Raw genomic sequence first — 25,246 nt, 5'->3', positions numbered from 1 at the left:
ATAAAACATAAAAATAATGTAGTAATCACCCTAACGTTTGTGAATTTTTTGATTCGTATGCATATTGATGGTCGGTTATGGATGATTTTTTATTTAATGCTATCAATAACATCATAGTAATAATGCAAGCTGTGCCAATCCATTGAAAAAAACCAAAAGGTTCTTTTAACCAAAAAACGGTTGTTAAAACAGCGGCGAGTGGTTCAATGTTGCCTAATAGGCTTGATTCTTTAGGCGATAGACTTTGTAAGCTTTCGATATAAAACCAAAATGCAATCATTGTACCGAATATAATAACGAAAATTAAGTATAAGTACGTTTCTATTGTTAAGTGTTTAAAATCCATTTGCCAGGGTGGATGAACAAAGCTTAGTGCTAAGCCGCCGATTATCATGGACCAGCCGACAACGACAAGTGAATGATATTGTTTCAGTAAAGGAACAGCATATAAAGTATAAAATGCTAAAGCGATGCCAGATAAAAAACCCCAAACAATTGCGAGCAGTGGTACAGATAGTTGGGAAACAGAACCGTTTGTTAATAAGAAAAAGCAACCAACTAAGGCGAGCGAAATCGTCACTACATCTCTTTTTGTTATAGTAGCTTGTCTGCGAAAAACGGAGTAAATGATAATCATAACAGGTGCTAAATATTGCAATAATGTGGCGACAGCTGCGTTACCGTGTTTAATGGAAGCCATATACGTATATTGAACAGCCAGCATACCGAGCAATCCGAAGGTAATTAATGAGATAGCTGCTTTTTTCGTTTTCCAAATGGAAAATATTTTTGTGCGCTCTTCTTTCCTAACAAATTGAACGATTAAAAGTAAAAAACCAGCTACGAGTAATCTTGTCGTTACAAGCCAATCTACATCGATGCCATACTGAAAAAGTTTTTTTGATACAGTTCCCCCAATCCCCCAAAATAATGCTCCGGTGAGGACTAAAAACAATCCTTTTTTTCTATTCATGATTCATTTTTCACCTCGGAATATAAAAATTATGATAGATTGAGCCGTTCAGAGCGTTGTAGATATTTTAAAAAATTTTTTGAAAAAACACCACTAAATTATGTAATAGAGTTAAAAATTGAAACGACTTTCACTCAAGCTACAATTCATTAAAAATACGCCTTAAGTCGTAGGTGAAAATATAGCTGTGGGACATGATAGAAAAAAGCAAGAAGCGGTAAGATGAAAGCAAGGAAGGAGGCGAAAGGGATGTTAAAAAAAATCGGATGGTTGTTTTTAGGCGGTATAGCGGTGTTCGTGCTTATGTTTCACCTCGGTCCGCTTGTTGCGTTAGCGATCAGTTTGGCAATTTTGTATTATGCGGTGAAAAAGTTTTTCAAAGCCGATTCGGCGTTTGGCAAAATCGTTTGGGCGCTCATTGGCTTGGCGGCGCTGATGGCGAGTGTTTCGAATGTACCAGCGCTGATCGCCATTGTAGCGGCGTATGTGCTTTATGTCGTGTATAAAAAATGGAACGAACCGAAAGAAGTAGTACAAGTGGTCGATGATCCGTTCGTTCACTTTGAAAAACAGTGGGCGGAACTACAAAAACATTATTAAAGGAGTGAAGGACAATGGGTTTACTTTCTCGCGTGAAAACGATGATTGCGGCCGATATTCATGAATGGTTGGATGAAAAGGAAAAGAAAAATCCGATTGCGGTGCTAAATGAATACTTACGCCAATGCGAACAAGAAGTAGAAAAAGTACGGAAGCTGCTTGAGCGGCAATACTTATTGAAAGAGCAGTTTACGCGCGAATATCGCGAAGCTATGCAGCTTGCCCAAAAGCGGAAGAAACAGGCGGATATTGCTTCAAAAGCTGGGGAGTCAGAGTTGTTTGCGTTTGCGTCTCATGAGCAAATGCAGTATGAAGAGCGAGCGACGCGATTACAGCAATTGCTTGAGCAAACAAACGAACAGCTATTGGAACTAGAGAAAAAATACGAACAAATGAAACATCAACTCAAAGATATGCATATGCGCCGCATGGAGCTGATGGGGCGGGAAAATATCGCACGGGCGCATTACCGTATGAATCGTGTACTAGAAGATAAAAGCCCAGCGCTTTCTACGTTTGCGGATACGGAATCGTATTTAGAGCGCCTCGAGCAACGAGTGCAATCAGATTATTATCGCCATACGATTGACGCGCGCATTGCGGAATTAGAAAAGCGGTTGCAGCAAGAGCAATAAACATATATGCTAAAGGCGTACGTTGTTGCGCCTTTTTCGTTTTATTGATTTATCGCAGAAAGGGGGAAGCCCCGTGAATCAACAAAAAACGACCGACTATGTGAGTTGGGTAGTGCTTCTTGCGCTCATTATTTTGGCGCTGGAAATTTCGTTTTTTCATCCAGGCATTGTTTTCTCTGTCCTTTTTTCGGCAGGATTGATTTATATCGGAAGAAAAAAATGGTATCGGAAACTTGGGAAAATCGTCTTCTGGTTTGGGTGCATCAGTCTTTTTGTCCATGTGTTCACGATGATTACGGTGAGGTTTTTACTTGTCGCACTATTGTTTTATGTGCTCATCAAGTTTGCACAGTCGAAAAGACAGCCTGCTGTGATTCGTCCAGAGATGAAAACAAACGAAGCGGAAACAGAGCTCGTTTTTCGTCAGCCGCTTTTTCAAAACATGTTGTTCGGTCGGCAAAAAACGCCCGAGCATGCGTATGAATGGAGCGATGTGAACATTCAAACAGGCATTGGCGATACAGTCGTTGATTTAAGTTATGCGGTCGTTCCGAAAGGGGAAGCGGTGATCGTTATCCGCGGCTGGATTGGCAATGTGCACATTTTTGTTCCATATGAAATGGAAGTGAGCGTCGTTCATTCCGTGCTGTTTGGGGCAGCGTCTATTTTTTCAAGAGAAACGGAGCGGCTATGGAATCAAACGTTTATTTATCAAACGCCAGCGTATGAAACGTCCGAACAGAAGTTAAAAATCATCACCTCAATGGCGGTTGGAAATGTTGAGGTGAAACGAATATGAATCGACATATTGTTGGGGCACTTCTACTCGCTTTTACCGTTTCGGTTGTATTATTTCTTTCGTATGCTTTTACGTTTCCACCTGCGAAGTGGTCGGCACTATGGGACGAAACAGTGCTCGGGGTGCCGTTTGTCGCTTTTTTATTTATGGCAAGCGGGGTTATCGGCGTGCTTTTTGGCGTTTCGTTCGATTGGTTTTGGCGAAAACAGTGGCGAGCCATTGAACATGCGTTGCTTCAAATCGAACAAGGGAATACAGAGCTACCGCGCCAACAAACGGCAAAAGAACTTGCGGATGTGTGGGAGAGAATCGAAAAGCTGCAAAAACATTCGTTTGAACAAACGAAGCTCACGCAAAAATTGGTGACAGAAAAAGTGGAAAACGAAGGGGAGCTAATCGAGCGAATTATTTCAGAAGAACGAAATCGTCTAGCGCGCGAATTGCATGATTCCGTCAGCCAACAGCTATTTGCAGCATCGATGATGATGTCCGCACTAATGGAAACATATACAGGAAGCGAACAAGAGAAAAAGCAATTGAAGCTTGTTGAACAAATGATTCACCAATCCCAATTGGAAATGCGGGCATTGTTGCTTCATCTACGGCCTGTACAGCTGAAAGGAAAGTCGCTTCAAGATGGAATGAGAGAGCTATTGACGGAACTTGCTCAAAAAGTGCCGATGGAGATAAAGTGGAAAATAGAAGATGTGACGCTTGATCGCGGGGTGGAAGATCATTTATTCCGTATTTTACAAGAATCGGTATCTAATACGCTTCGTCATGCGAAAGCGACGATGCTAGAAGTATTGTTGCTTGAACGAGATGGATTTGTCATTTTGCGCGTGTCGGATGATGGAGTGGGCTTTGATGTCGAGCGGACAAAAAGCGGCTCTTATGGCTTACAGCATATGTACGAACGAGCGACCGAAATCGGTGGGACGTTAAAAATCGTTAGCGCAAAAAATAAAGGAACTCGGCTAGAAGTGAAAGTACCGCTTGTGTAAGGGAGGAAGCAAGGTGATTAAAGTATTGCTTGTCGATGACCATGAAATGGTGCGGCTTGGTGTTTCTGCGTATTTATCCGCCCAACCGGATATGGAAGTTGTCGGGGAAGCAGAAAGCGGAGAAAAAGGGGTTGAACTTGCGCTTCAACTTCGCCCGGATATTATTTTAATGGATTTAGTGATGGAGCCGATGGACGGCATTGAAGCAACGAAACAAATTATCAGCGCTTGGCCAGACGCAAAAATTATGATTGTCACAAGTTTTTTAGACGATGATAAAGTATATCCAGCGATTGAAGCAGGGGCAGTCAGTTATATGTTAAAAACGTCGAAAGCAAGCGAAATTGCGAATGCGATTCGTGCCACGTTTCATGGGCAATCGGTATTCGAACCAGAAGTAACGGGGAAAATGATGAACAACATGCGGAAACAATCGCTTCCACACGAAAAACTAACGAGTCGCGAGATGGAAGTGTTGTTATTCATTGCACAAGGAAAAACGAATCAAGAAATTGCCGAGGAGCTGTTTATTTCGTTAAAAACGGTCAAAGTCCACGTCAGCAATATTTTAGCGAAACTAGACGTCCAAGACCGGACGCAAGCGGTCATTTATGCATTTAAACACGGGTTGGTTAAATAATTGCATATTGTGTACGGTGCGAAATTTGTTATAATAAGGTAAAAATATTGAAAGGAGGGGTGGAGATGCGTATTTCAGCAAATGATTTTGAATTGTTGAAAAGGTGGGTTTATTCTCGAAAAAACAACGTTTTATTTGAAACGGAACATGCCATCGTGATTATTGAGGAGGGAGATAAGGTCATATTGAAACCTGAAAGAAAACGGTTAACGAAAGAAGAGAAGTTAGTCCTCGCTGAAAAACTAGCAGGTAGTGCTGATTATTTTAGCGTAAAGGGAGTAGAAGAAAGCATTCGAATTGCCAATCGAGAATATGATCGGGAGGATGAAACGTGTGCCGAAAGTTAATCGATAGCAACATCTGGGTCGCTCACGAAATGGGTTATCCAGATGTTGTTTTTTATATACGTGAATTAATTAAAAGTGAACAGTCGTTGGTCATTAATACTGTAATTGAAATGGAGCTCATGTCTCACTACGAAATTGAAACGAATCCAATCGTTAAGCAAATTAGAGAGGATTACGTATACAAGATGATAGATGAAATTATTGATATTACTAGTCCGATTGCTATGAAGGCAGGCGAAATTAGAAGAAAGGCAAAATTATTGGGTAGAAGAGTTCCGAAAGGACCAGATGCGCTCATCGCAGCGACAGCTATTGTACATCGCATCCCGTTAGTTAGTAATAATGATAAAGATTTTAAATGGATAAGTGAATACTTTGATTTTCCGCTCATCAATCCAATTACAAATCATACCGACTTTCAAGAATTTCAACAAATGTATAAAAGAAAGAGAGAAAACATGTAGCAAAAACTCCTAATTTTATGGCGAGATTTTTTATTTTTTTGCTTTACATTGACGTTACGTAAACGTTTATCATGAAATTGTCAGGAGGTGAGCGAATGGAATATACGGTGCAGCAACTAGCGAAATTGGCGGGGGTTACGAGCCGAACGCTGCGATATTATGATGAAATCGGTCTTTTGAAGCCAGCGAGAGTAAACGCCTCAGGCTATCGCATATACGGCTCGAAAGAGGTAGACCAACTCCAGCAAATTTTGTTTTATCGCGAACTTGGGGTTGATTTAGAAACGATTAAGCAAATCATCACGTCCCCGTCATTTGACGACGTACAGGCGTTGAAGCAGCATCGCGAAAAACTCTTGGCAGAACGGAGGCGATTAGAGGCGTTAATCGCCAATGTCGAAAAAACACTATTAGCGAAAGAAGGGAGAATGATGATGAGCGACAAAGAAAAATTTGAGGCGTTTAAACAGCAGCTCATTGACGAGAACGAACGAAAATATGGCAAAGAAATTCGGGAAAAATACGGCGATGAGCAAGTGAACAAATCAAACGAAAAAGTAAAAAACATGACGCAAGCACAATACGAAGAAGTAACAAAGCTTGGCGAAGAAGTATTACGCGTATTGCATGAAGCGTTTTTGACTGGCGACCCAGCGGGAGAGCTTGCCCAAAAAGCAGCCGATTTGCATCGTCAATGGTTAGGCTATTTTTGGGACCATTACTCAAAAGAAGCACATGCAGGATTGGCACAAATGTATGTGGATGATGAAAGGTTTAAAGCATACTACGATCAAAAACAGCCAGGAATGGCGGAGTTTCTTCGTGACGCCATTTTCATTTACACAGGCAAAAAGTAGGCAGGCATAAGCCTGTCTTTTTTACATTGTAAAAGTTTGAAAAAAGATGTATATTTAAATGAGAATGATAATCAAATTTAAAAGGTGATAGCGATGGAACAACTATACGATGTGACGATTATTGGAGGCGGTCCGGCGGGGCTGTATGCGACGTTTTATAGTGGACTTCGAGAAATGAAAACAAAACTGATTGAATATCAGCCACAATTAGGTGGGAAATTGCATGTGTATCCAGAAAAAATGATTTGGGATGTTGGGGGACATGCTCCGATTACGGGAGAGAAATTACGTGAGCAACTTGTTAAACAAGCGATGACCTTTCATCCAACCGTTGTATTAAATGAAAAAGTTGAAGCGATTCGGCGAAGAGAGGACGGGATATTTGTTTTACAAACATCATCCGGACAACAACATGTGTCGAAAACGGTCATTATTGCAGTAGGAAGCGGTATATTAAAACCGCAAAAGCTTCAAATTGAAGGAGCCGAAAAATTTGAAATTACAAATTTACATTATACGGTGAAATCGTTAAAACAGTTTAAAGGGAAAACGGTGATCATTTCAGGCGGGGGAAATACAGCGATTGATTGGGCAAATGAGCTCGTGCCGATTGCCAAAAAAGTATATGTGACTTATCGCAATGAATCGTTAAAAGGGCATGAAGCGCCAGTGACGCAATTATTGAACAGTTCAGCAACTTGCTTTTTTCATACGTCCATTACAAAATTAGTTGCTAGTGCGAATCATGAAACGATTGAGCGAGTGGTATTGACAAATCATGAAACGGGCGATGTGTTTGAACTCGATGTAGATGATGTCATTATTAGCCATGGGTATGAACGAGATGCTTCATTGCTTATGAATAGCGAGTTGCCAATTCAAATGGCAGACGATCATTATGTTGCAGGGAACGCAAAAGGTGAATGTTCTGTTCCAGGTTTATATGCAGCAGGAGATATTTTGAAATATGATGGGAAGTTATATTTACTTACAGGGGCTTTCCAAGACGCAGCGAATGCAGTAAATAGCGCGAAACGGTTTATTGAACCAACTGCCGATCCGTATGCGATGGTTTCATCTCACCACGAAGCGTTTAAGGAGCGAAATCGAGAGTTAGTGAAACAAATGTTAAAATAAATCATAGCGATGATGTATAAACCCGTTTGTTTCAACGCAAACTTTCGGTAAAACAAACGAGGTGAACATCGTGTTCAAACAACGGACGATATGGATGATGGTGTTGGCGTTATTTATATTGACGGCGTACAGTCAGCCACTTACTGTGACAACGAAGCAAATGAAATATACAAATGAACTGATGGAAGTCGATTTAAACATTCCGATTGTATCCGGCTCGATCAACCAATCGTTCCAACGCCAAGTCAATCGTTTATTGCGAAAGGAGTCGCTTGATTTAAAACGTGAAGTAGAAAAGCAAGCGCGAGAAAATATGGCGATCAGTAAAAAGGAAGGATTTCCATATCGGCTACATGCGGCAGTCAGTAATTATGAGGTGACGTACAATCAACGTGGCATTTTAAGCATTCCTGTTACGTTATATAGCTATACAGGTGGGGCGCACGGAATGACAGTGAAAGTGCCAAACAATTTCGATTTCCATACAGGGAAATCGTTGCAACTAAGCGACTTATTTAAAAAAGGAACGAAATACAAACAAGTGATTATAGACGAAGTGATGGCTCAAATAAAAAAAGAAAACGATTTGTATTTTGACAACGCCATCGCTGTTGTGCAAAAGATGCCAAATGATCAACCTTATTATATGACGAAAGATGGTATTGTCGTCTATTACGGCCTTTATGAAATAGCCCCATACGCCGCAGGCATTCGCGAATTTCTTATTCCATTTTCAACTTTGCGACCATATATGAAAACGAAGCTAGCGCAATAAAAGCGCTAGCTTCATTTCATTTATCGGTGGTAAGAAACGACTTCTTTTTTCGTTGTTTTCGTCATCGCTCCCCATCCTTCAATAGCCAAGAAAATGCATAAAACGAAAAGGATGAAAGCAGAACCAGCTAATAGCCAATTTTGTGTTAATGCGTTTTGGTACATTAACACGCAAAGAGCAGCAATCGTGACAGCGAGCATAAACACCATTGGGATGACAACATAAAACGATTTGGCGCCAATTTTCATGAGCCATGCGGAAACAGCTAACAAAGCAAGCGCACCGAGCATTTGATTCGCTGCCCCGAAAAGCGGCCAGACGGACTGCCATGTTCCTGATAATGCAAGCGCTCCAGCGCCAATAAGACCAACTGTTGTTGCGACATGATTATTTTTAAATGCGTTTGTCCGCTCTTCACCAAGTTCTTGAATGGCGTAGCGCATTAACCGTGTTGCCGAATCTAATGTTGTTAATAAGAAAGCGGATGCTGTAAGTGCGGTAAATGTAACTGCTGTTGCTTCTGGGATGCCGACATGGGACATAAAATAACCAACACCAGCAGAAAATGTACCAATTGGTCCACCAAGTTCACTCATACGAGTCGCAAAGTCAGCTTGTGTTAAATACGCGACCGTTCCAACTGAAATGATTGCCAAAAAGCTCTCTAACAACATACCACCATAGGCGATAAATTTCCCGTTTTTCTCATTATCAAGCTGTTTTGCCGTCGTTCCAGATGATACGAGCGAATGGAAGCCTGAAATAGCACCGCAAGCGATTGTAATGAACAAAATTGGAAACAAAAATCCAAGTTTTTCGTGATAAAAACCTGTAAACGCTGGAAACTGAATAGTCGGTGCAGCGATAATCATGCCGACAGCAGCCCCAGCAATCATGCCGTATAAAAGAAATGAGTTTAAATAATCGCGTGGTTGTAACAAAATCCAGACAGGTAATACCGATGCAGCGTATGCGTAACCTAGTAAAATAAGTGACCATGTTGTTGCACTTAACGAAAGTGGATATTGAATGCCAACCCATACAGATAAGAGCATAGCGATAACCCCTAGCACGCTGGCTATAAATAAGTTCATTCGCATTTGATTAACGAAAAAACCAAAAATAATCGCAATGCCGAGGAATAAAACAGACGCTGTAGCCGCTTCTGGAACAGCGACAAACGTATTTGCAACTAAAATAATAAATACACCAACAACGAGCATAAGTGTCGCGATAGAGAAAGTTAAAAATAATACTTGTCCGCGACTTCCCATATATTGTTTAATAATCGTCCCGATCGATTGTGCTTTATGGCGAATCGAAGCTTGCAATGATGTATAATCATGAACACCGCCAATAAAAATGCCTCCGATCATAATCCATAAAACAGCAGGAAACCAACCGAACACAGCAGCAGTGATGGGGCCTACAATTGGTCCCCCTCCAGCGATTGTAGCGAAATGATGTCCAAGTAAAACAGGTTTTTTTGCTGGCACGTAATCTACACCATCATACATTTCATACGCTGGTGTTTTCCGGTTGCTATCGACTTTCAATTGTCTTTCGAGAAAGCGTCCATATGTAAAATAGGCAATGACTAAAATGACTCCGCAAACAAGTAACAACGTTAATAAGTTCAACGCACATCCTCCTCAAATGGTTTTTCGAAAACATGTGTAAACGACCGAGCTTTTCGGTGAGTAAATAATTGTTTTGAGTCTAAAGCGATGATAGCCATATAACACTCGAGCCAACCGTGTAATCCGAAACGAATAAATTGTAGCTTGCGAAATCGTTTCACCTCCTTTATCGCTTCATCACATGCATTTGGTGCGACAATTGCCCCGATGAAAACGGTAGACATATGATCTTGATGGTTGGATATGTAGTTCGGCACATGATTGATAAATGTTTGAGAGAATTGTATGATGTCTTCTCTTGTCACGATATTTTCTTTTTGCCACACAAAAATAAATTGCTCATTTTCAACAGCCCAAATTTTAGATTTTTTTGTCATAAAATATTTCTCATCACGTCGGTGATAATGGGCATAAAAAGGTAAAGACAATGTGCCAAGCTTTTCATCTCGATAAACGTTGAAATAAGGTGTAAGAATTGTTGTTAGGTTATGGATATATTTGTTTATATTCATTGCAGCCACCTTTTAAAATTTTCTGAATATTATTATATTTAAAAATGTAAAACATTTCAATAGTTTCTTTTTTCTTAATAAAATACTACTTGTTAGAACGATAAAATCATTTAACTTTTCTGAAAATTGTGTTAAAATACAACAAAAAGGAGTTTATAAGCATGGTCGAAAAGCAATTAAAAGATCGCATTATTGAAACGGCGCTCACGTTGTTTGAAAAATATGGATATCACGGGGTGACGGTTGATCGAATTGTTGCTGAATGTGGAGCGTCAAAAGGGGGATTTTATCATAATTTTAAGTCGAAAGATGAACTGCTTTACCATATTCATGATGTATTTATTACGTATGTGCTAAATAAAGCTCAAGAAGCATATGTAAAATATAAGACACCAACTAAACGGCTATGTGCAATCATCCAGTCGTTTGTAAGAGTTTTCCATATATATAAACCGCACATTACAGTGTTCAATCAAGAGGCAGCATATTTAAAGCCGGAATACGCTGAAAAAATTAACGCAAAACGTGAGCAGTATAAGCAAATTATTTTTCAAGTGCTTCGTGAAGGTATTGAAGCAAAACAATTTCGTGCAGAAGTGCCTGTTGAAATTGCGGGATTGTCGATCATCGGCATGGTGAACTGGATGTATAAATGGTATAAGCCTGATGGACCGATGTCGATTGAACAAATCGCCACAGCCTTTAATGATTTAATTTTACATTCGCTTTTGACAGAAGAGGCGAAGCGAGATGAAGATATTTCGTCATTTCTTTTGTCGCATGTGGGCGACGAATGACGAATGTTGCATAGCGTACAGACCAACTAGTCGGTTTGCTATCAAAACAGGCTTGTTGGTTTCATATATTTTCATTTTTATAGAGGAGGAGAAAAGCGATGCATTTTGAATTAACGAAAGAACAACAAATGATTAAAGAGATGGTTCGCGATTTTGCGGAAAAGGAAATTGCCCCATACGCGTCGAAATGGGATGAGGAGGCCATTTTTCCAATTAAGACGTTCAAAAAAATGGGCGAGCTTGGACTGTTTGGCATTCCGTTCCCTGAACAATATGGCGGTTCTGGTGGAGACACGATTTCGTATGCGATTGCGGTTGAAGAAATTGGTCGAGCGTGTGGCGGAACAGGGTTAAGTTATGCGGCAGCTGTATCGCTCGGTGCTAGTCCAATTTACTATTTCGGAACAGAAGAGCAGAAGAAAGAGTGGCTTGTACCGATGGCAAAAGGTGAGGCATTCGGCTCGTTCGGATTGACGGAACCAAACGCAGGGTCTGATGCGGGCGGAACGCAAACGCGCGCGATTCTAGATGGCGATGAGTACGTCATTAACGGAGAAAAATGTTGGATTACAAATGCAGGTTATGCTCGCCAAGTGATTGTAACCGCTGTCACAGGAAAGGATGAACAAGGGAAAAATATCATTTCTGCGCTCATCGTTCCGACGGATACGCCAGGGTTTTCGATTAATTGTCATTATGACAAGATGGGCGTTCGTGCATCCAATACGTGTGAGCTTGTTTTGCAAGATGTACGTGTGCCAAAAGAAAATATATTAGGCGATCCGAAAAAAGGATTTAAGCAGTTTTTATATACGCTAGATGGAGGACGCATTTCCATTGCGGCGTTAGCTGTCGGCATCGCGCAAGCCGCATTCGAGAAAGCACTTCAGTATGCAAAGGAGCGAAAACAGTTCGGGCAACCGATCGCGAAATTTCAAGCCATCCAGTTTAAACTTGCTGACATGGCAATGCAATTGGAGCTTGCGCGCAATATGGTGTACAAGGCGGCATGGTTAAAAGATCAAGGCAAGCCGTTTACAAAAGAAGCAGCGTATGCAAAATTATTTGCTTCCGAAACAGGATTTCACATTTGTAATCAAGCGATTCAAATTCACGGTGGATACGGATATATGAAAGAATACGGTGTTGAACGTCATCTTCGCGACATCAAACTGATGGAAATTGGCGAAGGAACATCAGAAATTCAGCGGCTAGTCATTGCTCGTCAACTAGGATGCTAGAGGAGGGAAAGCATGCTTCATATTACAGTTGGTCAGTTGCTTGAACAAAAAGCGTCCATCCATCCCAATCATGAAGCGGTTGTGTATGCGGACCGTCAATTGCGTTGGTCGTATCGTCAATTCAACGATTACTGTCGCCTCGTTGCGAAAGGATTGATGAAACTTGGCATTGAAGTGGGAGAGCACATTGCTGTTTGGGCAACGAATAAACCGGAATGGCTTACATGCCAGTTTGCGACAGGAAAAATGGGAGCAGTACTTGTTACAGTAAACACAAATTATCGCACAGCAGAACTTGAATATTTGTTAAAGCAATCCGATGCCACAACGATTATTTTAATGGAACAGTACCGCGACGCTTCTTATATCGACATGATTTACGAAATTGCACCTGAACTTGCTTATTGTGAACCTGGAAAACTGCGGGCAAAACGACTTCCACAACTACGAAACGTCATCGTATTAGGTGAACAACGTTATCCTGGAACATTTTCATGGAACGACCTCTTAGCCATGGCGGAATATGTCGAAGACGCAGCACTAGATGAACGAATGAACTCCCTCGAACCACATGATGTCATCAACATGCAATATACCTCAGGAACGACAGGATTCCCAAAAGGCGTCATGCTTACACATCATAACATTGTCAATAACGCGTATTACATTGCTGAGTGCATGAAATTAACAAAAGAAGATCGTTTATGTATTCCCGTACCGTTTTTCCATTGTTTCGGTTGCGTGCTCGGAACGCTTGCTTGTGTGACAGTTGGGGCAACAATGGTACCTCTTGAGCAATTCCATCCAAAACAAGTGTTGCAGACGGTGCAAGATGAGAAATGTACGGCGCTCCATGGCGTGCCAACGATGTTTATCGCGGAATTAAACGATCCTGATTTTGCATCATATCATTTATCTTCTTTACGCACAGGTATTATGGCAGGATCGAACTGCCCGATTGAAGTGATGAAAGCAGTCATTGAAAAGATGGGAGCAAAAGAAATTACTATTGCATACGGACAGACGGAATCTTCACCTGTCATTACACAGACGCGTACGGACGATCCGATCGAATTGAGGGTAGAAACGGTAGGACGCGCACTTCCACATGTGGAAGTGAAAATTGTCGACCCAGCTACAAATCAAGAAGTGCCACCGGGTGTTCAAGGTGAGTTATGTACGCGCGGATACCATGTCATGAAAGGATATTATAACAACCCTGCTGCGACGCGCGAGGCGATTGATGAGGAAGGCTGGTTGCATACAGGAGACTTAGCGGTTATGGATGAGAACGGTTACTTCCGCATTACAGGGCGATTAAAAGATATGATCATTCGTGGTGGAGAAAATATTTATCCGCGAGAAATTGAAGAATTTTTATACAAACACCCAAAAGTGCTCGATGTGCAAGTTGTTGGTGTTCCAGATGAAACGTATGGAGAAGAAGTGATGGCGTGGATCATTTTGAAAGAAGGAGAACACGCTACCGCCGAAGACATTCGTTCGTTTTGTGAAGGGCGCATATCGCGCCATAAAATTCCGCGATATATCGAATTTACAACATCATATCCGATGACTGCATCAGGGAAAATTCAAAAATTTAAATTGCGCGAATGGGCGCGTGAACGAGTCGAACAGAAAAAGCATGTATAAGGGAGGAAGAGCATGTTTTCAAAAGTACTTATTGCTAATCGAGGGGAAATTGCTTTACGTATCATTCGCACGTGCCAAAAGCTTGGCATCCAAACGGTCGCCATCTATTCGGAAGCGGATGCCGAATCGCTTCATGTAAAACAAGCGGATGAGGCGCATATGGTTGGAAAAGCTCGCGTGAATGAGAGCTATTTAAATATCGAAAAAATCATTTCGATTGCAAAAGAAACGAACGCGGAAGCTATTCACCCTGGCTACGGTTTGCTTTCAGAAAATGCAACATTTGCTCGTCGATGCGAAGAGGAAGGGATCGTCTTTATCGGTCCAAAACCGGATGTCATCGCGAAAATGGGGAGTAAAATTGAAGCAAGACAAACGATGGCGGAAGCAGGGGTGCCGATTGTGCCCGGCATCTCCTTTCCGCTTGCTGATGTCGATGAAGCAGTACATGTAGCAAACAACATCGGCTATCCGGTCATGTTGAAAGCATCGGCAGGCGGCGGAGGGATTGGCATGCAACTTGTTTATGACGAAGAGCAGCTACGCAAAGCATTTGAAGGAAACAAAAATCGTGCCGCTTCCTTTTTTGGAGATGGAGCGATGTATGTCGAAAAATATATTGATAATCCGCGCCATATTGAAATTCAACTGTTAGCCGATCAACATGGAAACTGCGTGTATTTATGGGAAAGAGAGTGCTCCATTCAACGCCGACATCAAAAAGTTGTTGAAGAAGCCCCATCCCCGTTTTTAGACGAAGAAACGCGCAAAAAAATGGGAGAGGCAGCTGTACAAGCAGCAAAACATATTGGATATACAAACGCAGGGACGATTGAATTTCTCGTGGATGAACAAAAAAACTTTTATTTTCTTGAAATGAATACACGTCTGCAAGTAGAACATCCTGTCACAGAAGAAATTACAGGCATTGACATTGTCGAACAACAACTACGCATTGCAGCGGGAGAAAAACTTCCTTTTTCACAATCTGAAGTAAAACGAGAAGGGCATGCGATTGAAGTGCGTATTTACGCCGAAGACCCAAACACATTTTTCCCTTCCCCTGGAACGATTACATCTTTACAACTGCCGAGTGGGGAACATGTACGCCATGAAATTGCGGTACAAAGCGGTTCTGTCGTTACCCCTTTTTACGATCCGATGATTGCTAAATGTATTGTCAAAGGAAGTGATCGACAAACAGCTATCGCAACGATGATTGAAGCATTACATGAATATAAAATCGGAGGAATTAAAACGAATATACCGATGTTAATGGCTGTATTGACACATGAAGCATTTCAACAAGGGCATACGACAACAAACTTTGTGAATACGTATATGAAAAAAGGAGGCAAAACACATGCATGAAGTTGTCGCATTGATGGCAGGGAACGTATGGAAAATTGTTGTGCAAGTAGGTGATGTCGTTGAAGAAGGACAAGATGTTGTCATTTTGGAATCGATGAAAATGGAAATACCAGTCGCTTCACAAGTAGGTGGGGTAGTCAAAGCGATTCGTGTACAAGAGGGAGATTTCGTAAACGAAGGGGACGTATTAATCGAAATCAAATAGGGGGGGTATGTATGCGCGTAACAGTGAAAGAAGTTGGTCCGCGTGACGGGTTACAAAATGAGCCGACATTTATTCAAACGGAAGATAAAATTGCATGGATTAATCAACTTTCGCAAACGGGATTGACATATATTGAAGTGACGTCGTTTGTCCATCCGAAATGGATTCCGCAGCTTGCCGATGCGTATGAAGTCGCTTCCCGCATTGAGCGAGTAGAAGGAGTGACATATGCTGCGCTTGTGCCAAACAAAAAAGGATTAGAAGGTGCGCTAGCAGCGAATATTGATGAAGTCGCTGTATTTATGTCGGCAAGCGAAACACATAATCGAAAAAATATTAATAAATCGATGGAAGAAACGTATGTTGTGTTAAAAGAAGTGATTGACGAAGCGAAGCGAGAAAACAAAACAGTTCGCGGTTACGTATCAACTGTGTTCGGTTGTCCGTACGAAGGAACAGTCAGCATTGAACGCGTCATCTCTGTTTCTGAACGATTGTTTGAGCTTGGGATTGATGAGCTGTCGCTCGGTGATACGATCGGTGTCGCGAATCCTGTCCAAGTCCAACAAACATTAGAACGGCTGTTGAAGCGGTTTCCAGCTGAGAAGATAGCACTTCATTTTCATAATACGCGCGGTATGGCGCTTGCAAACGTGTTTGCATCGCTGCAAATGGGCATAACCATTTTTGATAGTTCACTCGGTGGGTTAGGTGGTTGTCCGTATGCTCCAGGGGCATCTGGGAATTTAGCGACAGACGATTTAGTATATATGCTTACACAAATGGGGATCGAATGCGGTGTCCAGCTAGAACCTTTAACAGAAGCAGCACGATGGATAGAAGAGAAAATTGGCCGTCCGCTTACGAGCCATCACCTGAACGTTGTAAGGAGGAATGTATAATTATGGAATCTGTCCTTTATTCTACGATTGATGCAGGGATCGCGGTTGTCACGCTAAATCGACCGGATGCGGCGAACGCTCTTTCATTAAAAATGTTAAACGAACTGCAGCGCATTCAAGCGGAACTGAAGTTAAATCGGAACGTGCGGGCAGTCATTGTCACAGGTGCGGGACAAAAAACATTTTGCGCAGGGGCAGATTTAAAAGAGCGGGCAAAAATGAATGAAACACAAGTGCGTCAAACGGTTGCGCTCATTCGAGAGACGATCAACGGATTCGAACAATTGCCCCAACCTGTCATTTGTGCCCTGAACGGTGGAGCTTTTGGAGGTGGACTTGAATTGGCGCTCGCATGTGATATTCGCATCGCTGCTGAACATGCCACGATGGGACTGACAGAGACAGCGCTTGGCATCATTCCTGGTGCAGGAGGGACGCAACGCCTTCCACGGCTGATTGGTATCGGGCGCGCAAAAGAGATGATTTATACAGCAAGGCGCATTTCAGCACAAGAAGCGGAGCGGATTGGTTTAGTCGAGCGCGTCGTTTCTGCTGAACAATTGTTAGATGAGGCGTTTACAATCGCGACAGCGATTTCGAATAACGCCCCGATTGCCGTTGCTCAAGCGAAAGCAGCAATAAACCATGGCGTGCAAGTCGATATGCATACAGGGCTTGTCATTGAACAAATGGCATATGAGCGAACGATTCATACAAACGATCGGTTAGAAGGGTTACAAGCATTCAAAGAAAAACGAAAACCGGTGTACAAAGGGGAGTAAGGTATGATTTCAAACGAACAATTATCGCTTGTTGAACAACTACAACAAAAACGAAAACAAATTGAACAAGGGGGAGCGCGCAAATATCACGAAAAAAACGCTGAACAAGGGAAATTGTTTGTGCGTGATCGCTTGAAACTGTTATTTGATGAAGGACTACAATTTGAAGATGCATTTTTCGCAAACTGTTTAGCGGACGGACTGCCGGCAGATGGTGTCGTGACAGGGGTCGGGAAAATTAACGGACAAACGGTATGCGTCATGGCAAATGATTCGACCGTCAAGGCAGGTTCATGGGGAGCAAGAACAGTAGAAAAAATTATTCGCATTCAAGAAACGGCTGACAAACTACGATGCCCTATTTTATATTTAGTCGATTCCGCTGGTGCGCGCATCACGGATCAAATTGAAATGTTCCCAGGACGACGAGGAGCAGGACGTATTTTTTACAATCAAGTCAAATTGTCTGGAAAAGTTCCGCAAATTTGCTTATTGTTCGGACCATCAGCAGCAGGTGGTGCATACATCCCTGCGTTTTGTGATATCGTTATTATGGTCGAAGGAAACGCGTCGATGTATCTCGGTTCACCGCGCATGGCGGAAATGGTTATCGGTGAAAAAGTGACACTTGAGGAGATGGGTGGCGCTCGCATGCATTGTTCTGTTTCAGGTTGCGGTGATGTGCTTGTGAAAACGGAAGAAGAAGCGATCGCCTTTGCACGTAAATATTTGTCGTACTTTCCAGCCAATTTTAGTGAAAAACCGCCGGTGGCGGAGCCAAGAGAGCCAAAGACGTTTGATAAAACGATTGAAGAAATCATTCCGAAAAATCAAAATGCCCCGTTCAATATGTACGATTTAATCGACCGCGTGATCGATGAAGGAACGTTTTGTGAAATAAAAAAGTTGTTTGCACCTGAACTCATTACAGGTCTTGCACGCATCAACGGCCAACCGGTTGGGATTATCGCTAATCAGCCGCGCATGAAGGGCGGCGTGTTGTTTCACGACTCAGCAGATAAAGCCGCGAAATTCATTACACTTTGCGATGCTTTTCATATTCCGCTCATCTTTTTAGCAGACATCCCTGGCTTTATGATCGGAACGAAAGTGGAACGAGCGGGAATCATTCGTCATGGTGCAAAAATGATTTCAGCGATGTCAGAAGCAACCGTGCCGAAAATTTCAATCATTGTCAGAAAAGCATACGGAGCAGGATTATATGCTATGGCAGGTCCAGCCTTTGAACCGGATTGTTGCTTAGCTTTCCCACATGCACAAATTGCTGTCATGGGACCAGAAGCAGCCGTGAATGCGGTATATGCGAATAAAATTGCTGAACTGCCAGAAGAAGAGCGAGCCGCTTTTATTGAGCAAAAACGTGAAGAATATCGAAAAGACATCGATATTTACCGACTTGCTTCTGAAATGGTTGTCGATGGCATTATTGCGCCAAATGAGTTACGTTCTGAACTCATTCGACGATTAGATGCATATATGTCGAAATATGTGGTATTTTCTGAACGAAAGCATGGGGTTTACCCTGTGTAGTTGTCAAGACATATGGTACAATGGAGGCGATGTGTTCTAACATCGCCTTTTTTTCGGGAAATTTCCCCGGAAATCGACAACATTTGCATGTTGTGTCGATGAAAAGAAAGCTCCATTTGTTTTTTAAAAAACGCTCTTTGTTCCATACTTCATGTATCTTTTTGTATAATCGAGAAAGGGGATTTGACGTTTGATTTACATATGGCTCATCGCACTATTTCTCATTTATAGCATATTCCCAACGTTGATTGTCCGCATTTTCTCACTTCGTGTACAAAAGAAGGTGAAAAACGGTGTAGCATTGACGTTTGACGATGGTCCAGATCCGGTGTACACGCCTCAGTTGCTTGATTTATTGAAAAAATACAATGTAAAAGCGACGTTTTTCGTTGTCGGCTGGAAGGCGAAAAAATATCCACATCTTATTAAAAGAATGTATGAGGAAGGGCATACGATCGGTTTGCACCATTATTACCATACGAGCAACTGGTTTCTTCCGCCGCTTGTTACGGAATGGGAGCTTGAACGATCAGCACGTGTCATTGAGCACATGACAGGCGTTCGTCCGGTATACTATCGTCCGCCATGGGGACATTTAAACATATGGACGGTGCTCATGCAAAAAAAGTATAAAATCGTCATGTGGACATATATTCTTGGTGATTGGAAAGCTTCAATGAGCGTTGAGCGGCTTTATGGACGATTAGCGAATAGTATAAAAGATGGGGCGATCATCGTATTGCATGATAGCGGTTCGACCATCGGAGCTGATCAACATGCACCAGCGAACATGTTACGAGCATTAGAACAATTATTGCAACATTCTTCTGTTCAATGGGTAAAAGTGAACGAACAATAAAGGGGAACGGAGAAATGGAAGCGAACGACATTTTCATGTATATTCAATCCCACGGTTATATTGTATTGTTTCTATCATTATTTTTCGGCATTGTCGGCATCCCCGCACCCGAAGAGTCACTTCTGTTTTTCGTGGGCATATTTATTTCACACGATCAATTACATTTATTCAAAAGTTTATTTTTCGCGATTTCTGGGGCGACAGTTGGGATGGTTGTTGCCTATATGGCTGGCTATACATTCGGTTCAGCGCTGTTATTTAAATATGGACATTATATTGGTTTTCATCGTCGGCGTTATCGGTATGTTTATCGCCACTTTCGAAAACGCGCTCCTTGGATTATTACATTTGGCTATTTTATTCCGGGTGTTCGTCAGTTATCTCCATACATGGCTGGAGTTGTTCGCGTTCCATTTCTCCCGTTTCTTTTTTTGTCGTTTGCTGGATCAGCGTTTTGGATTAGTTTATTTATATTTGTCGGGAAGTTTCTTGGGGAGCGTATACATATTCCTCTTTACTTATTACCATGGATAATGATCGTGTTTTTTAGTTTATTTTTCATTGGGCTATATGTGAAAAGAAGAAAAACAAATTAAAGGGAGTTCGCATAATGATGAACATTCTCGTACTACCTTTGTTTCAAATGTCATCTGGCCATCATCAAGTGGCCGATGCGCTTATATATTCATTGCAACATCGTTTTCCTAACGTTTCTTGCGAAAAACTTGATTTCTTAAGTTATTGTAACGAACAAATGGAAAGACGAGTAGCGGACTTTTATCTTCGCTGGATTTCGCTATCACCGCACTCATATGAATGGATGTACCAACGATGGATGAAAAAATTTGAACAACCAGCAATGGAACCGTGGTTGCTTTATTTTGAAAAGAAGATGAAACGTCTTCTTCAAGAGAAAAAACCGGATCTCGTCATATGTACGCATTCGTTTCCTTCACACGTGTTGCAGCGATTGAAACAAAGAGGCGCTATAACAGTGCCTGTTATAAACGTATATACAGACTTTTTTTTGAGCGGCATTTGGGGGAAAACAGCGATTGATTATCACTTTGTTCCGCATGGGGAAGCGAAACGATCGCTATGTACGAGATTTCGTATGGAGCGTCATCGCGTTATTGTGACAGGCATTCCGATTCATGAACATATTGTACCTGTACAAAAAATAAAGCGACGAATGAATAAACACATTTTAGTGGCTGGCGGCAATCAAGGACTAGGGAAGATGAAACAATTTTTAAAAAACGCTAACCATTCACAGTTAACGTATTCTGTTTTATGCGGTAAAAATGAAAATTTATATGAAGAATTAAAAAGTTGGAACGACCCGCGTATCCGTCCGTTTCGATATATCTCCGATCGAGCAAAAATGAACGAATTGTATGATGAAGTCGATGCGGTTGTGACAAAGCCGGGCGGTGTCACGATGAGTGAAGTGCTCGCAAAAAAACTGCCTGCTTTTACTCTTTCTTATTTACCTGGACAAGAACAAATGAATTTGCGCTATTTAAGAAAAAAAGAGCTCATTTATTTTCTCAATGACAATGAGCCGTACGATCAACAATTATTGCGTGTATTAATGGACGATGAGGAAATGAATCAATTAGAAAAACGAATGAAACAGTATTGGTTAGGGTGTGAAAAAACAGCGCAAGAAGCGCTTGCCGAATGGATTGAAGCGAATATATATGCAACGAAAAAGCGATGAGATCTGCTCATCGCTTTTATTTTTTTGACTTTCCATATGTGTCAATGCTTAATTGGACATTGATTTGTTGTAACGTATCATTTGTCAGTGAAACTAATCCGTTTGTCGTATATTTGCGCCAGTCATTGACGTTTTGACGATATAAAGCGTTTGATAATTGAAGCGTATCGACCCCTTCTTTTACGCCGAGTTGGAATAGATTTTCTAATTCATTCTTTACTGTTTTTGTTGCGTATTCAATAATTTGTTTTTCAGACATTTGTTCGCGAAGTTCAATGATGCTTCCTTTTGCTTGTACATCAATTGTAAATACAGGATGACCATTTTTTATTTTGTACGATATGCTTGCTTTCGGTTCACGCACGACGAGTGTGCCAATCATATTTCCGTCTGGTTGAATATAAATGGGCGTTCGCCCTGTGCCTTTTGTCACCCAACGCAACCCGTCAAGTTTATGGCGCGGGATACATGCTTGTTTATTGTAACGATGCAAGAAACAGACGCCATCCATTTTTAACATCGGTTTTGCCTTTTTATTTTCTTTCCAACTTTTCTTTTCAATTGCAAGGGAAGGGAGCGGAAAAACAACCGCTTGTTCATTAGAAGCAGCAATCAATTCGTTCAAGCGCTTCGGTTGAATAAAAGAACTTTGTTTGTAAATGTCTGTCGGATTAGCGAGCAAAGAAAAATACGGTGAGTAATCTAAAAATGGTGTTGTTTCGAAAATATGTTCAATCGATTCGGTTGTTGTAAATGCCCAGATTGTATGGCGAATTTCGTTGTAACGATCAAGTACATCAATAACATCACGCACGAGTCCTTTTTTGAGCGCTCGTTCTGTGAAGACGATCCCTTTCACATGCCCCCATGATACACCTTGTTGAATCGCATAATATAGCCGATCTGTTGCAACGTTAAACGTCTCCCCTTTCGCTTTTCCAACGGTCACCGTTGATTTTTGTTTTCCTCCGCCCGCTTCGACTTTCGCAAGTCCTGTAAAACTAATAAGTTGGGCGTAGGCGATCACTTGTCCGTCTTCGTAGTCCACGCCGATCACATGAATATAAGCCAGATGATCAATTTCTTTCATTCCCCAGCATCCAGTTAAAAGGAAACAAAAAAAACAACAAATAAGCGCGCGAGTCATGATTCGTCACCTGGTGTATTATCGTTCGTTTTTAACATTTTTGGCCTTTGTTTAAACTTTTTCCACCCGCTTGTAATAACTACTTTCCATATGTCTCCTGTTGCCGGAGAAATTGGAGCTAAATATGGGACACCGAATGACGTTAAATTAGCTGTGTAAATTAGAAGAAAAAACATTGACGCGATAAAACCAAACAACCCTAACATAGAGGAAGCTGCAAGGACGATAAATCGTAAAATGGACACTGTCCCAGCAAGCGATTGATTCACGAGCGTAAACGTGGCAATGACAGATGTTGCGATGACAACAAGTGTTCCGGGTGCCGCCAGTCCAGCGTTAATGGCGGCCTGACCGATAATAAGACCGCCGACGACGGATAATGTTTGTCCAATCGCAATCGGAAGTCGCATGCCTGCTTCTTTAAAAATTTCAAATAAACTGACCATAATAAACGCTTCAAGCGGGGCAGGGAGCGGTACTCCTTGCCTTGCGAGAACGATTGTTGCCAACAATGTAAACGGCAACTGGTCTTGATGATATGTTGTAATAGCGACCCAAAGTCCCGGTAAAAATACAGCGACGCTCACCCCGATTAGTCGAATAATGCGTTGAAATGTCACAAACACAAACGATGTACTATTGTCTTCAGATGTGTTTAATAAAAACGTTAAGTTTGTCGGGCCAATTAAGGCTGTTGGTGAGCCGTCAATAAAGACCGCGAATCGTCCGCTCAGTAGTGCGTTGACGACAAAATCAGGGCGTCCAGAGTAAGCGAAAACAGGAAATAACGAAATATATTTTTCGCTTAACAATTCTTCTAACTGATTTGTTCCTGTTAAGGCATCAATGTTGATTGTACTTAATCGCCGCTTTAATTCCTCAACGGTTTCTTGATTAATAATATCTTCAATATATAAAATATCAACTTTCGTCCGGCTTCTCTTACCAATTAATACTTGTTCAACGTGCAAGCTGCTCGTTTTTAGCCGTTTTCGGATGAGCGCTACGTTTTTTGCCACTTCTTCAATAAAGCCGTCTTTCGGTCCGCGAATGGATACTTCTGTGTTTGGTTCCTCCGGATTACGGTTCGGTGGATTCGCAAGCGAAATAGAATACATCGCTTCCGCTTCCACAAAGTAAATCACTAAGTCCCCATTAAAAACGATAAAATCTAGTTGTTGGGCAGAGACCGATTTTCCGATTAAATGAAGAGGCATTTGTTTATATTTTTCAATATCTGTCACTGAATATAGCGGATATCGTTGTCCCATGCGTGTAATTGTTGGGAAAATAAATTGTTTGAGTAACTTCGTGTCACATAATTCTTCACAATAAATGAAAATAAGCGAGAGGGGCTTTCGTTCTTTTGAATAAATGGTCGCTGGCATAATCACAACATCTTTACATTGCGAAAAATGTTCTTTTAGCGTTTGTTCATCGACAATGATTTCAGCGGTCATGCGGACGCTCTCCTTTCTTTTATACGTATCGCTAACGCTAGTACGCACAATAACGTCGAAAGAAAACAAATAAAGAAAAACGAAATCGGTAGCAGCCATTTTTTTAACATATGAAAAAACGTGTCATCGCTCATCGGTGTCATCGCGGCGAAGAAAATGACGACGTATACAAATATTAATATCCAACGTCGCGAGGCTTTATTTGTTATGTCAAATAGCTCTGGAATGAGCGCTGTCGCAAGCGAAATGCGAATAAATGCGCCCGCTAGCCATTGATACACGGATAAAAAATCAAAATGCTCTAAATATGTTCCTAAATTCACCATTCTCCATTGCTCAAAGGCCGGATAACGCAAATGACTAGCTTCTGCCGGTCCAAACTCTGTAATGGCTCCAATTGTCGGTCCGATCGATAGACTGGCAGCGACAAGCCCGAATAAAACGAGTTTCATAAAAGAAATGTCCGTTTTCATTTGTTGTTGCATAAACAGTAAAAGAACAATTTCACCATATCCGGTAGCGACGTACATCACTCCCTTCCAAATGGGCATCCAGCCGTTTTCGAGCATCGGTTTTAACAGCTCATAATTTTTATGCGGGATCGTCGCTAAAGCGACAAATATGCCGAACAATACGACGAAAGGTAAAATAATACCTGACGTTTTGGCGATCGATGGCAAGCCAATCGAAGCATTATAAAAACAAATGATACAAAGTGTTACAATAATCGCCCAGTTCGGTGTACCCGTTAAATATGAGGTCGTTGTAAACGTTGTTGTATCTTTTAATGTCACAATACTAATGAGAAGTAAATATAAACATGTGACAGAAGCGATAAAATAGGCCATTGGGGCACCGATATTTTCTTTTAGCCATTGAAAGATGTGCGTTTGTTGTGATTGTTTGATAGGAAAATAAATGAGAGGAAGAAACATGACAAGCAACACAAGCCCAATGACGGTCGAGATCCACGCATCCCGCCCAGCAATTTCAAGTAAAACAGGAATGATGATGACATGATTCATAAGACCGATCGATAACATTAACACGAATAACATTTGTACCGTATTCATATACACACACCTTTTTCCTTTTTGTATTTTTATCGTTTCCAAACAGGGAAATGATATGCATTGTCACCATCTAGACTCGTTTCACCATATAAATAAAAA

At 41.5% G+C, this 25,246-nt stretch carries 27 protein-coding genes; 21 read left to right on the top strand and 6 right to left on the bottom strand.

The window, feature by feature from the left end:
• Positions 1-25 precede the first annotated feature (25 nt).
• Positions 26-973 (bottom strand): DMT family transporter, encoded by a 948-nt coding sequence (locus K1I43_RS13235; protein ID WP_019416552.1) that lies wholly within the window; start codon positions 971-973, stop codon positions 26-28.
• A gap of 249 nt (positions 974-1,222) precedes the next feature.
• Between K1I43_RS13235 and K1I43_RS13230 the strand changes: the two genes are divergently transcribed.
• The 10 genes from K1I43_RS13230 to K1I43_RS13185 all read left to right on the top strand — a co-directional run bounded on the left by K1I43_RS13230 (position 1,223) and on the right by K1I43_RS13185 (position 8,231).
• Complete coding sequence (locus K1I43_RS13230; protein WP_026011457.1) at positions 1,223-1,573, top strand: lmo0954 family membrane protein; 351 nt, start codon at positions 1,223-1,225, stop codon at positions 1,571-1,573.
• 14 nt (positions 1,574-1,587) lie between these two features.
• Positions 1,588-2,208 (top strand): PspA/IM30 family protein, encoded by a 621-nt coding sequence (locus tag K1I43_RS13225; RefSeq protein ID WP_026011458.1) that lies wholly within the window; start codon positions 1,588-1,590, stop codon positions 2,206-2,208.
• A gap of 73 nt (positions 2,209-2,281) precedes the next feature.
• Positions 2,282-3,007 carry a cell wall-active antibiotics response protein LiaF gene (liaF, locus tag K1I43_RS13220; RefSeq protein ID WP_026011459.1) on the top strand — a complete coding sequence of 242 codons (726 nt, stop codon included), beginning with the start codon at positions 2,282-2,284 and terminating at the stop codon, positions 3,005-3,007.
• The gene (locus tag K1I43_RS13215) at positions 3,004-4,011 is read left to right on the top strand and encodes a sensor histidine kinase (protein WP_019416555.1); all 1,008 of its coding nucleotides are present in this window, start codon (positions 3,004-3,006) and stop codon (positions 4,009-4,011) included. Before liaF ends, K1I43_RS13215 begins: the two co-directional genes overlap by 4 nt.
• Before the next feature lie 13 nt (positions 4,012-4,024).
• Positions 4,025-4,651, top strand: coding sequence for a response regulator transcription factor (locus K1I43_RS13210; RefSeq protein WP_009362392.1), 627 nt, complete (start codon positions 4,025-4,027; stop codon positions 4,649-4,651).
• A 65-nt stretch (positions 4,652-4,716) separates the two neighbouring features.
• Positions 4,717-4,998 carry a hypothetical protein gene (locus tag K1I43_RS13205; RefSeq protein WP_019416556.1) on the top strand — a complete coding sequence of 94 codons (282 nt, stop codon included), beginning with the start codon at positions 4,717-4,719 and terminating at the stop codon, positions 4,996-4,998.
• Positions 4,983-5,462 carry a type II toxin-antitoxin system VapC family toxin gene (locus K1I43_RS13200; protein ID WP_019416557.1) on the top strand — a complete coding sequence of 160 codons (480 nt, stop codon included), beginning with the start codon at positions 4,983-4,985 and terminating at the stop codon, positions 5,460-5,462. Before K1I43_RS13205 ends, K1I43_RS13200 begins: the two co-directional genes overlap by 16 nt.
• 95 nt (positions 5,463-5,557) lie before the next feature.
• Positions 5,558-6,319 carry a MerR family transcriptional regulator gene (locus K1I43_RS13195; RefSeq protein WP_026011461.1) on the top strand — a complete coding sequence of 254 codons (762 nt, stop codon included), beginning with the start codon at positions 5,558-5,560 and terminating at the stop codon, positions 6,317-6,319.
• A 93-nt stretch (positions 6,320-6,412) separates the two neighbouring features.
• Positions 6,413-7,456 (top strand): NAD(P)/FAD-dependent oxidoreductase, encoded by a 1,044-nt coding sequence (locus K1I43_RS13190; RefSeq protein ID WP_026011462.1) that lies wholly within the window; start codon positions 6,413-6,415, stop codon positions 7,454-7,456.
• Between the two features lie 70 nt (positions 7,457-7,526).
• On the top strand, positions 7,527-8,231 hold the full coding sequence (locus tag K1I43_RS13185) for a DUF3298 and DUF4163 domain-containing protein (RefSeq protein WP_019416560.1): 705 nt from the start codon (positions 7,527-7,529) through the stop codon (positions 8,229-8,231).
• Between the two features lie 20 nt (positions 8,232-8,251).
• Here the strand turns inward: K1I43_RS13185 and K1I43_RS13180 are convergent, their stop codons facing one another.
• Positions 8,252-9,871, bottom strand: coding sequence for a carbon starvation CstA family protein (locus tag K1I43_RS13180; RefSeq protein WP_019416561.1), 1,620 nt, complete (start codon positions 9,869-9,871; stop codon positions 8,252-8,254).
• Entirely contained in the window at positions 9,868-10,383 is a 516-nt protein-coding gene (locus tag K1I43_RS13175; RefSeq protein ID WP_019416562.1) for a DUF8052 family protein, read from the bottom strand. The genes K1I43_RS13180 and K1I43_RS13175 overlap by 4 nt, the downstream gene beginning before the upstream one ends.
• A gap of 161 nt (positions 10,384-10,544) precedes the next feature.
• On the opposite strand from K1I43_RS13175, the gene K1I43_RS13170 reads away from it, so the two are divergent.
• From K1I43_RS13170 to K1I43_RS13120, 11 genes are all read left to right on the top strand, one after another.
• Complete coding sequence (locus K1I43_RS13170) at positions 10,545-11,180, top strand: TetR/AcrR family transcriptional regulator (protein ID WP_019416563.1); 636 nt, start codon at positions 10,545-10,547, stop codon at positions 11,178-11,180.
• 98 nt (positions 11,181-11,278) lie between these two features.
• On the top strand, positions 11,279-12,421 hold the full coding sequence (locus tag K1I43_RS13165; RefSeq protein WP_019416564.1) for an acyl-CoA dehydrogenase: 1,143 nt from the start codon (positions 11,279-11,281) through the stop codon (positions 12,419-12,421).
• A gap of 12 nt (positions 12,422-12,433) precedes the next feature.
• On the top strand, positions 12,434-14,074 hold the full coding sequence (locus K1I43_RS13160; protein ID WP_019416565.1) for an AMP-binding protein: 1,641 nt from the start codon (positions 12,434-12,436) through the stop codon (positions 14,072-14,074).
• Between the two features lie 12 nt (positions 14,075-14,086).
• Positions 14,087-15,445, top strand: a complete 1,359-nt coding sequence (accC, locus tag K1I43_RS13155; RefSeq protein ID WP_026011463.1) for an acetyl-CoA carboxylase biotin carboxylase subunit — start codon at positions 14,087-14,089, stop codon at positions 15,443-15,445.
• On the top strand, positions 15,438-15,650 hold the full coding sequence (locus tag K1I43_RS13150; protein WP_019416566.1) for an acetyl-CoA carboxylase biotin carboxyl carrier protein subunit: 213 nt from the start codon (positions 15,438-15,440) through the stop codon (positions 15,648-15,650). The genes accC and K1I43_RS13150 overlap by 8 nt, the downstream gene beginning before the upstream one ends.
• Before the next feature lie 11 nt (positions 15,651-15,661).
• Entirely contained in the window at positions 15,662-16,552 is an 891-nt protein-coding gene (locus K1I43_RS13145; protein ID WP_019416567.1) for a hydroxymethylglutaryl-CoA lyase, read from the top strand.
• Positions 16,552-17,334, top strand: a complete 783-nt coding sequence (locus tag K1I43_RS13140) for an enoyl-CoA hydratase (RefSeq protein WP_026011464.1) — start codon at positions 16,552-16,554, stop codon at positions 17,332-17,334. The genes K1I43_RS13145 and K1I43_RS13140 overlap by 1 nt, the downstream gene beginning before the upstream one ends.
• A gap of 3 nt (positions 17,335-17,337) precedes the next feature.
• A complete protein-coding gene (locus tag K1I43_RS13135) occupies positions 17,338-18,885 on the top strand; it encodes an acyl-CoA carboxylase subunit beta (RefSeq protein ID WP_019416569.1) in 1,548 nt (515 codons plus the stop codon).
• A 190-nt stretch (positions 18,886-19,075) separates the two neighbouring features.
• Positions 19,076-19,744: a polysaccharide deacetylase family protein gene (locus K1I43_RS13130; protein ID WP_019416570.1), complete on the top strand. Its 669-nt coding sequence runs from the start codon at positions 19,076-19,078 to the stop codon at positions 19,742-19,744.
• Between the two features lie 14 nt (positions 19,745-19,758).
• Complete coding sequence (locus tag K1I43_RS13125; protein WP_009362379.1) at positions 19,759-20,340, top strand: DedA family protein; 582 nt, start codon at positions 19,759-19,761, stop codon at positions 20,338-20,340.
• A gap of 14 nt (positions 20,341-20,354) precedes the next feature.
• Complete coding sequence (locus tag K1I43_RS13120) at positions 20,355-21,467, top strand: MGDG synthase family glycosyltransferase (protein ID WP_019416571.1); 1,113 nt, start codon at positions 20,355-20,357, stop codon at positions 21,465-21,467.
• 16 nt (positions 21,468-21,483) lie between these two features.
• Here K1I43_RS13120 and K1I43_RS13115 read toward each other — a convergent pair whose 3' ends face one another.
• Genes K1I43_RS13115 through K1I43_RS13105 form a run of 3 tightly spaced genes read right to left on the bottom strand, consistent with a single transcriptional unit; the run spans position 21,484 to position 25,147 of the window.
• Positions 21,484-22,614 carry a Ger(x)C family spore germination protein gene (locus tag K1I43_RS13115; RefSeq protein ID WP_019416572.1) on the bottom strand — a complete coding sequence of 377 codons (1,131 nt, stop codon included), beginning with the start codon at positions 22,612-22,614 and terminating at the stop codon, positions 21,484-21,486.
• Positions 22,611-24,074 carry a spore germination protein gene (locus K1I43_RS13110; RefSeq protein WP_026011465.1) on the bottom strand — a complete coding sequence of 488 codons (1,464 nt, stop codon included), beginning with the start codon at positions 24,072-24,074 and terminating at the stop codon, positions 22,611-22,613. Before K1I43_RS13110 ends, K1I43_RS13115 begins: the two co-directional genes overlap by 4 nt.
• The gene (locus K1I43_RS13105; protein ID WP_019416574.1) at positions 24,071-25,147 is read right to left on the bottom strand and encodes a GerAB/ArcD/ProY family transporter; all 1,077 of its coding nucleotides are present in this window, start codon (positions 25,145-25,147) and stop codon (positions 24,071-24,073) included. The genes K1I43_RS13110 and K1I43_RS13105 overlap by 4 nt, the downstream gene beginning before the upstream one ends.
• Between the last annotated feature and the right edge of the window lie 99 nt (positions 25,148-25,246).

Source organism: Anoxybacillus sp. ST70, assembly GCF_019553625.1.
GTDB classification, from domain to species: Bacteria; Bacillota; Bacilli; order Bacillales; family Anoxybacillaceae; genus Anoxybacillus; species Anoxybacillus gonensis.
Note: the sequence above shows the minus strand (reverse complement) of the source record. Positions and strands in the feature narration are given on the sequence as shown.

Bases quoted from the DNA above. Each gene is read 5' to 3' on its own strand.
- K1I43_RS13105 (WP_019416574.1), bottom strand. From the start codon at position 25,147: ATGAATACGGTACAAATGTTATTCGTGTTAATGTTATCGATCGGTCTT.
- K1I43_RS13125 (WP_009362379.1), top strand. From the start codon at position 19,759: ATGGAAGCGAACGACATTTTCATGTATATTCAATCCCACGGTTATATT.
- K1I43_RS13145 (WP_019416567.1), top strand. From the start codon at position 15,662: ATGCGCGTAACAGTGAAAGAAGTTGGTCCGCGTGACGGGTTACAAAAT.
- K1I43_RS13235 (WP_019416552.1), bottom strand. From the start codon at position 973: ATGAATAGAAAAAAAGGATTGTTTTTAGTCCTCACCGGAGCATTATTT.
- K1I43_RS13195 (WP_026011461.1), top strand. From the start codon at position 5,558: ATGGAATATACGGTGCAGCAACTAGCGAAATTGGCGGGGGTTACGAGC.
- K1I43_RS13225 (WP_026011458.1), top strand. From the start codon at position 1,588: ATGGGTTTACTTTCTCGCGTGAAAACGATGATTGCGGCCGATATTCAT.
- K1I43_RS13135 (WP_019416569.1), top strand. From the start codon at position 17,338: ATGATTTCAAACGAACAATTATCGCTTGTTGAACAACTACAACAAAAA.
- K1I43_RS13150 (WP_019416566.1), top strand. From the start codon at position 15,438: ATGCATGAAGTTGTCGCATTGATGGCAGGGAACGTATGGAAAATTGTT.
- K1I43_RS13190 (WP_026011462.1), top strand. From the start codon at position 6,413: ATGGAACAACTATACGATGTGACGATTATTGGAGGCGGTCCGGCGGGG.
- K1I43_RS13110 (WP_026011465.1), bottom strand. From the start codon at position 24,074: ATGACCGCTGAAATCATTGTCGATGAACAAACGCTAAAAGAACATTTT.
- K1I43_RS13160 (WP_019416565.1), top strand. From the start codon at position 12,434: ATGCTTCATATTACAGTTGGTCAGTTGCTTGAACAAAAAGCGTCCATC.
- K1I43_RS13165 (WP_019416564.1), top strand. From the start codon at position 11,279: ATGCATTTTGAATTAACGAAAGAACAACAAATGATTAAAGAGATGGTT.
- K1I43_RS13120 (WP_019416571.1), top strand. From the start codon at position 20,355: ATGATGAACATTCTCGTACTACCTTTGTTTCAAATGTCATCTGGCCAT.
- K1I43_RS13175 (WP_019416562.1), bottom strand. From the start codon at position 10,383: ATGAATATAAACAAATATATCCATAACCTAACAACAATTCTTACACCT.
- K1I43_RS13215 (WP_019416555.1), top strand. From the start codon at position 3,004: ATGAATCGACATATTGTTGGGGCACTTCTACTCGCTTTTACCGTTTCG.
- K1I43_RS13230 (WP_026011457.1), top strand. From the start codon at position 1,223: ATGTTAAAAAAAATCGGATGGTTGTTTTTAGGCGGTATAGCGGTGTTC.
- accC (WP_026011463.1), top strand. From the start codon at position 14,087: ATGTTTTCAAAAGTACTTATTGCTAATCGAGGGGAAATTGCTTTACGT.
- K1I43_RS13170 (WP_019416563.1), top strand. From the start codon at position 10,545: ATGGTCGAAAAGCAATTAAAAGATCGCATTATTGAAACGGCGCTCACG.
- K1I43_RS13205 (WP_019416556.1), top strand. From the start codon at position 4,717: ATGCGTATTTCAGCAAATGATTTTGAATTGTTGAAAAGGTGGGTTTAT.
- K1I43_RS13115 (WP_019416572.1), bottom strand. From the start codon at position 22,614: ATGACTCGCGCGCTTATTTGTTGTTTTTTTTGTTTCCTTTTAACTGGA.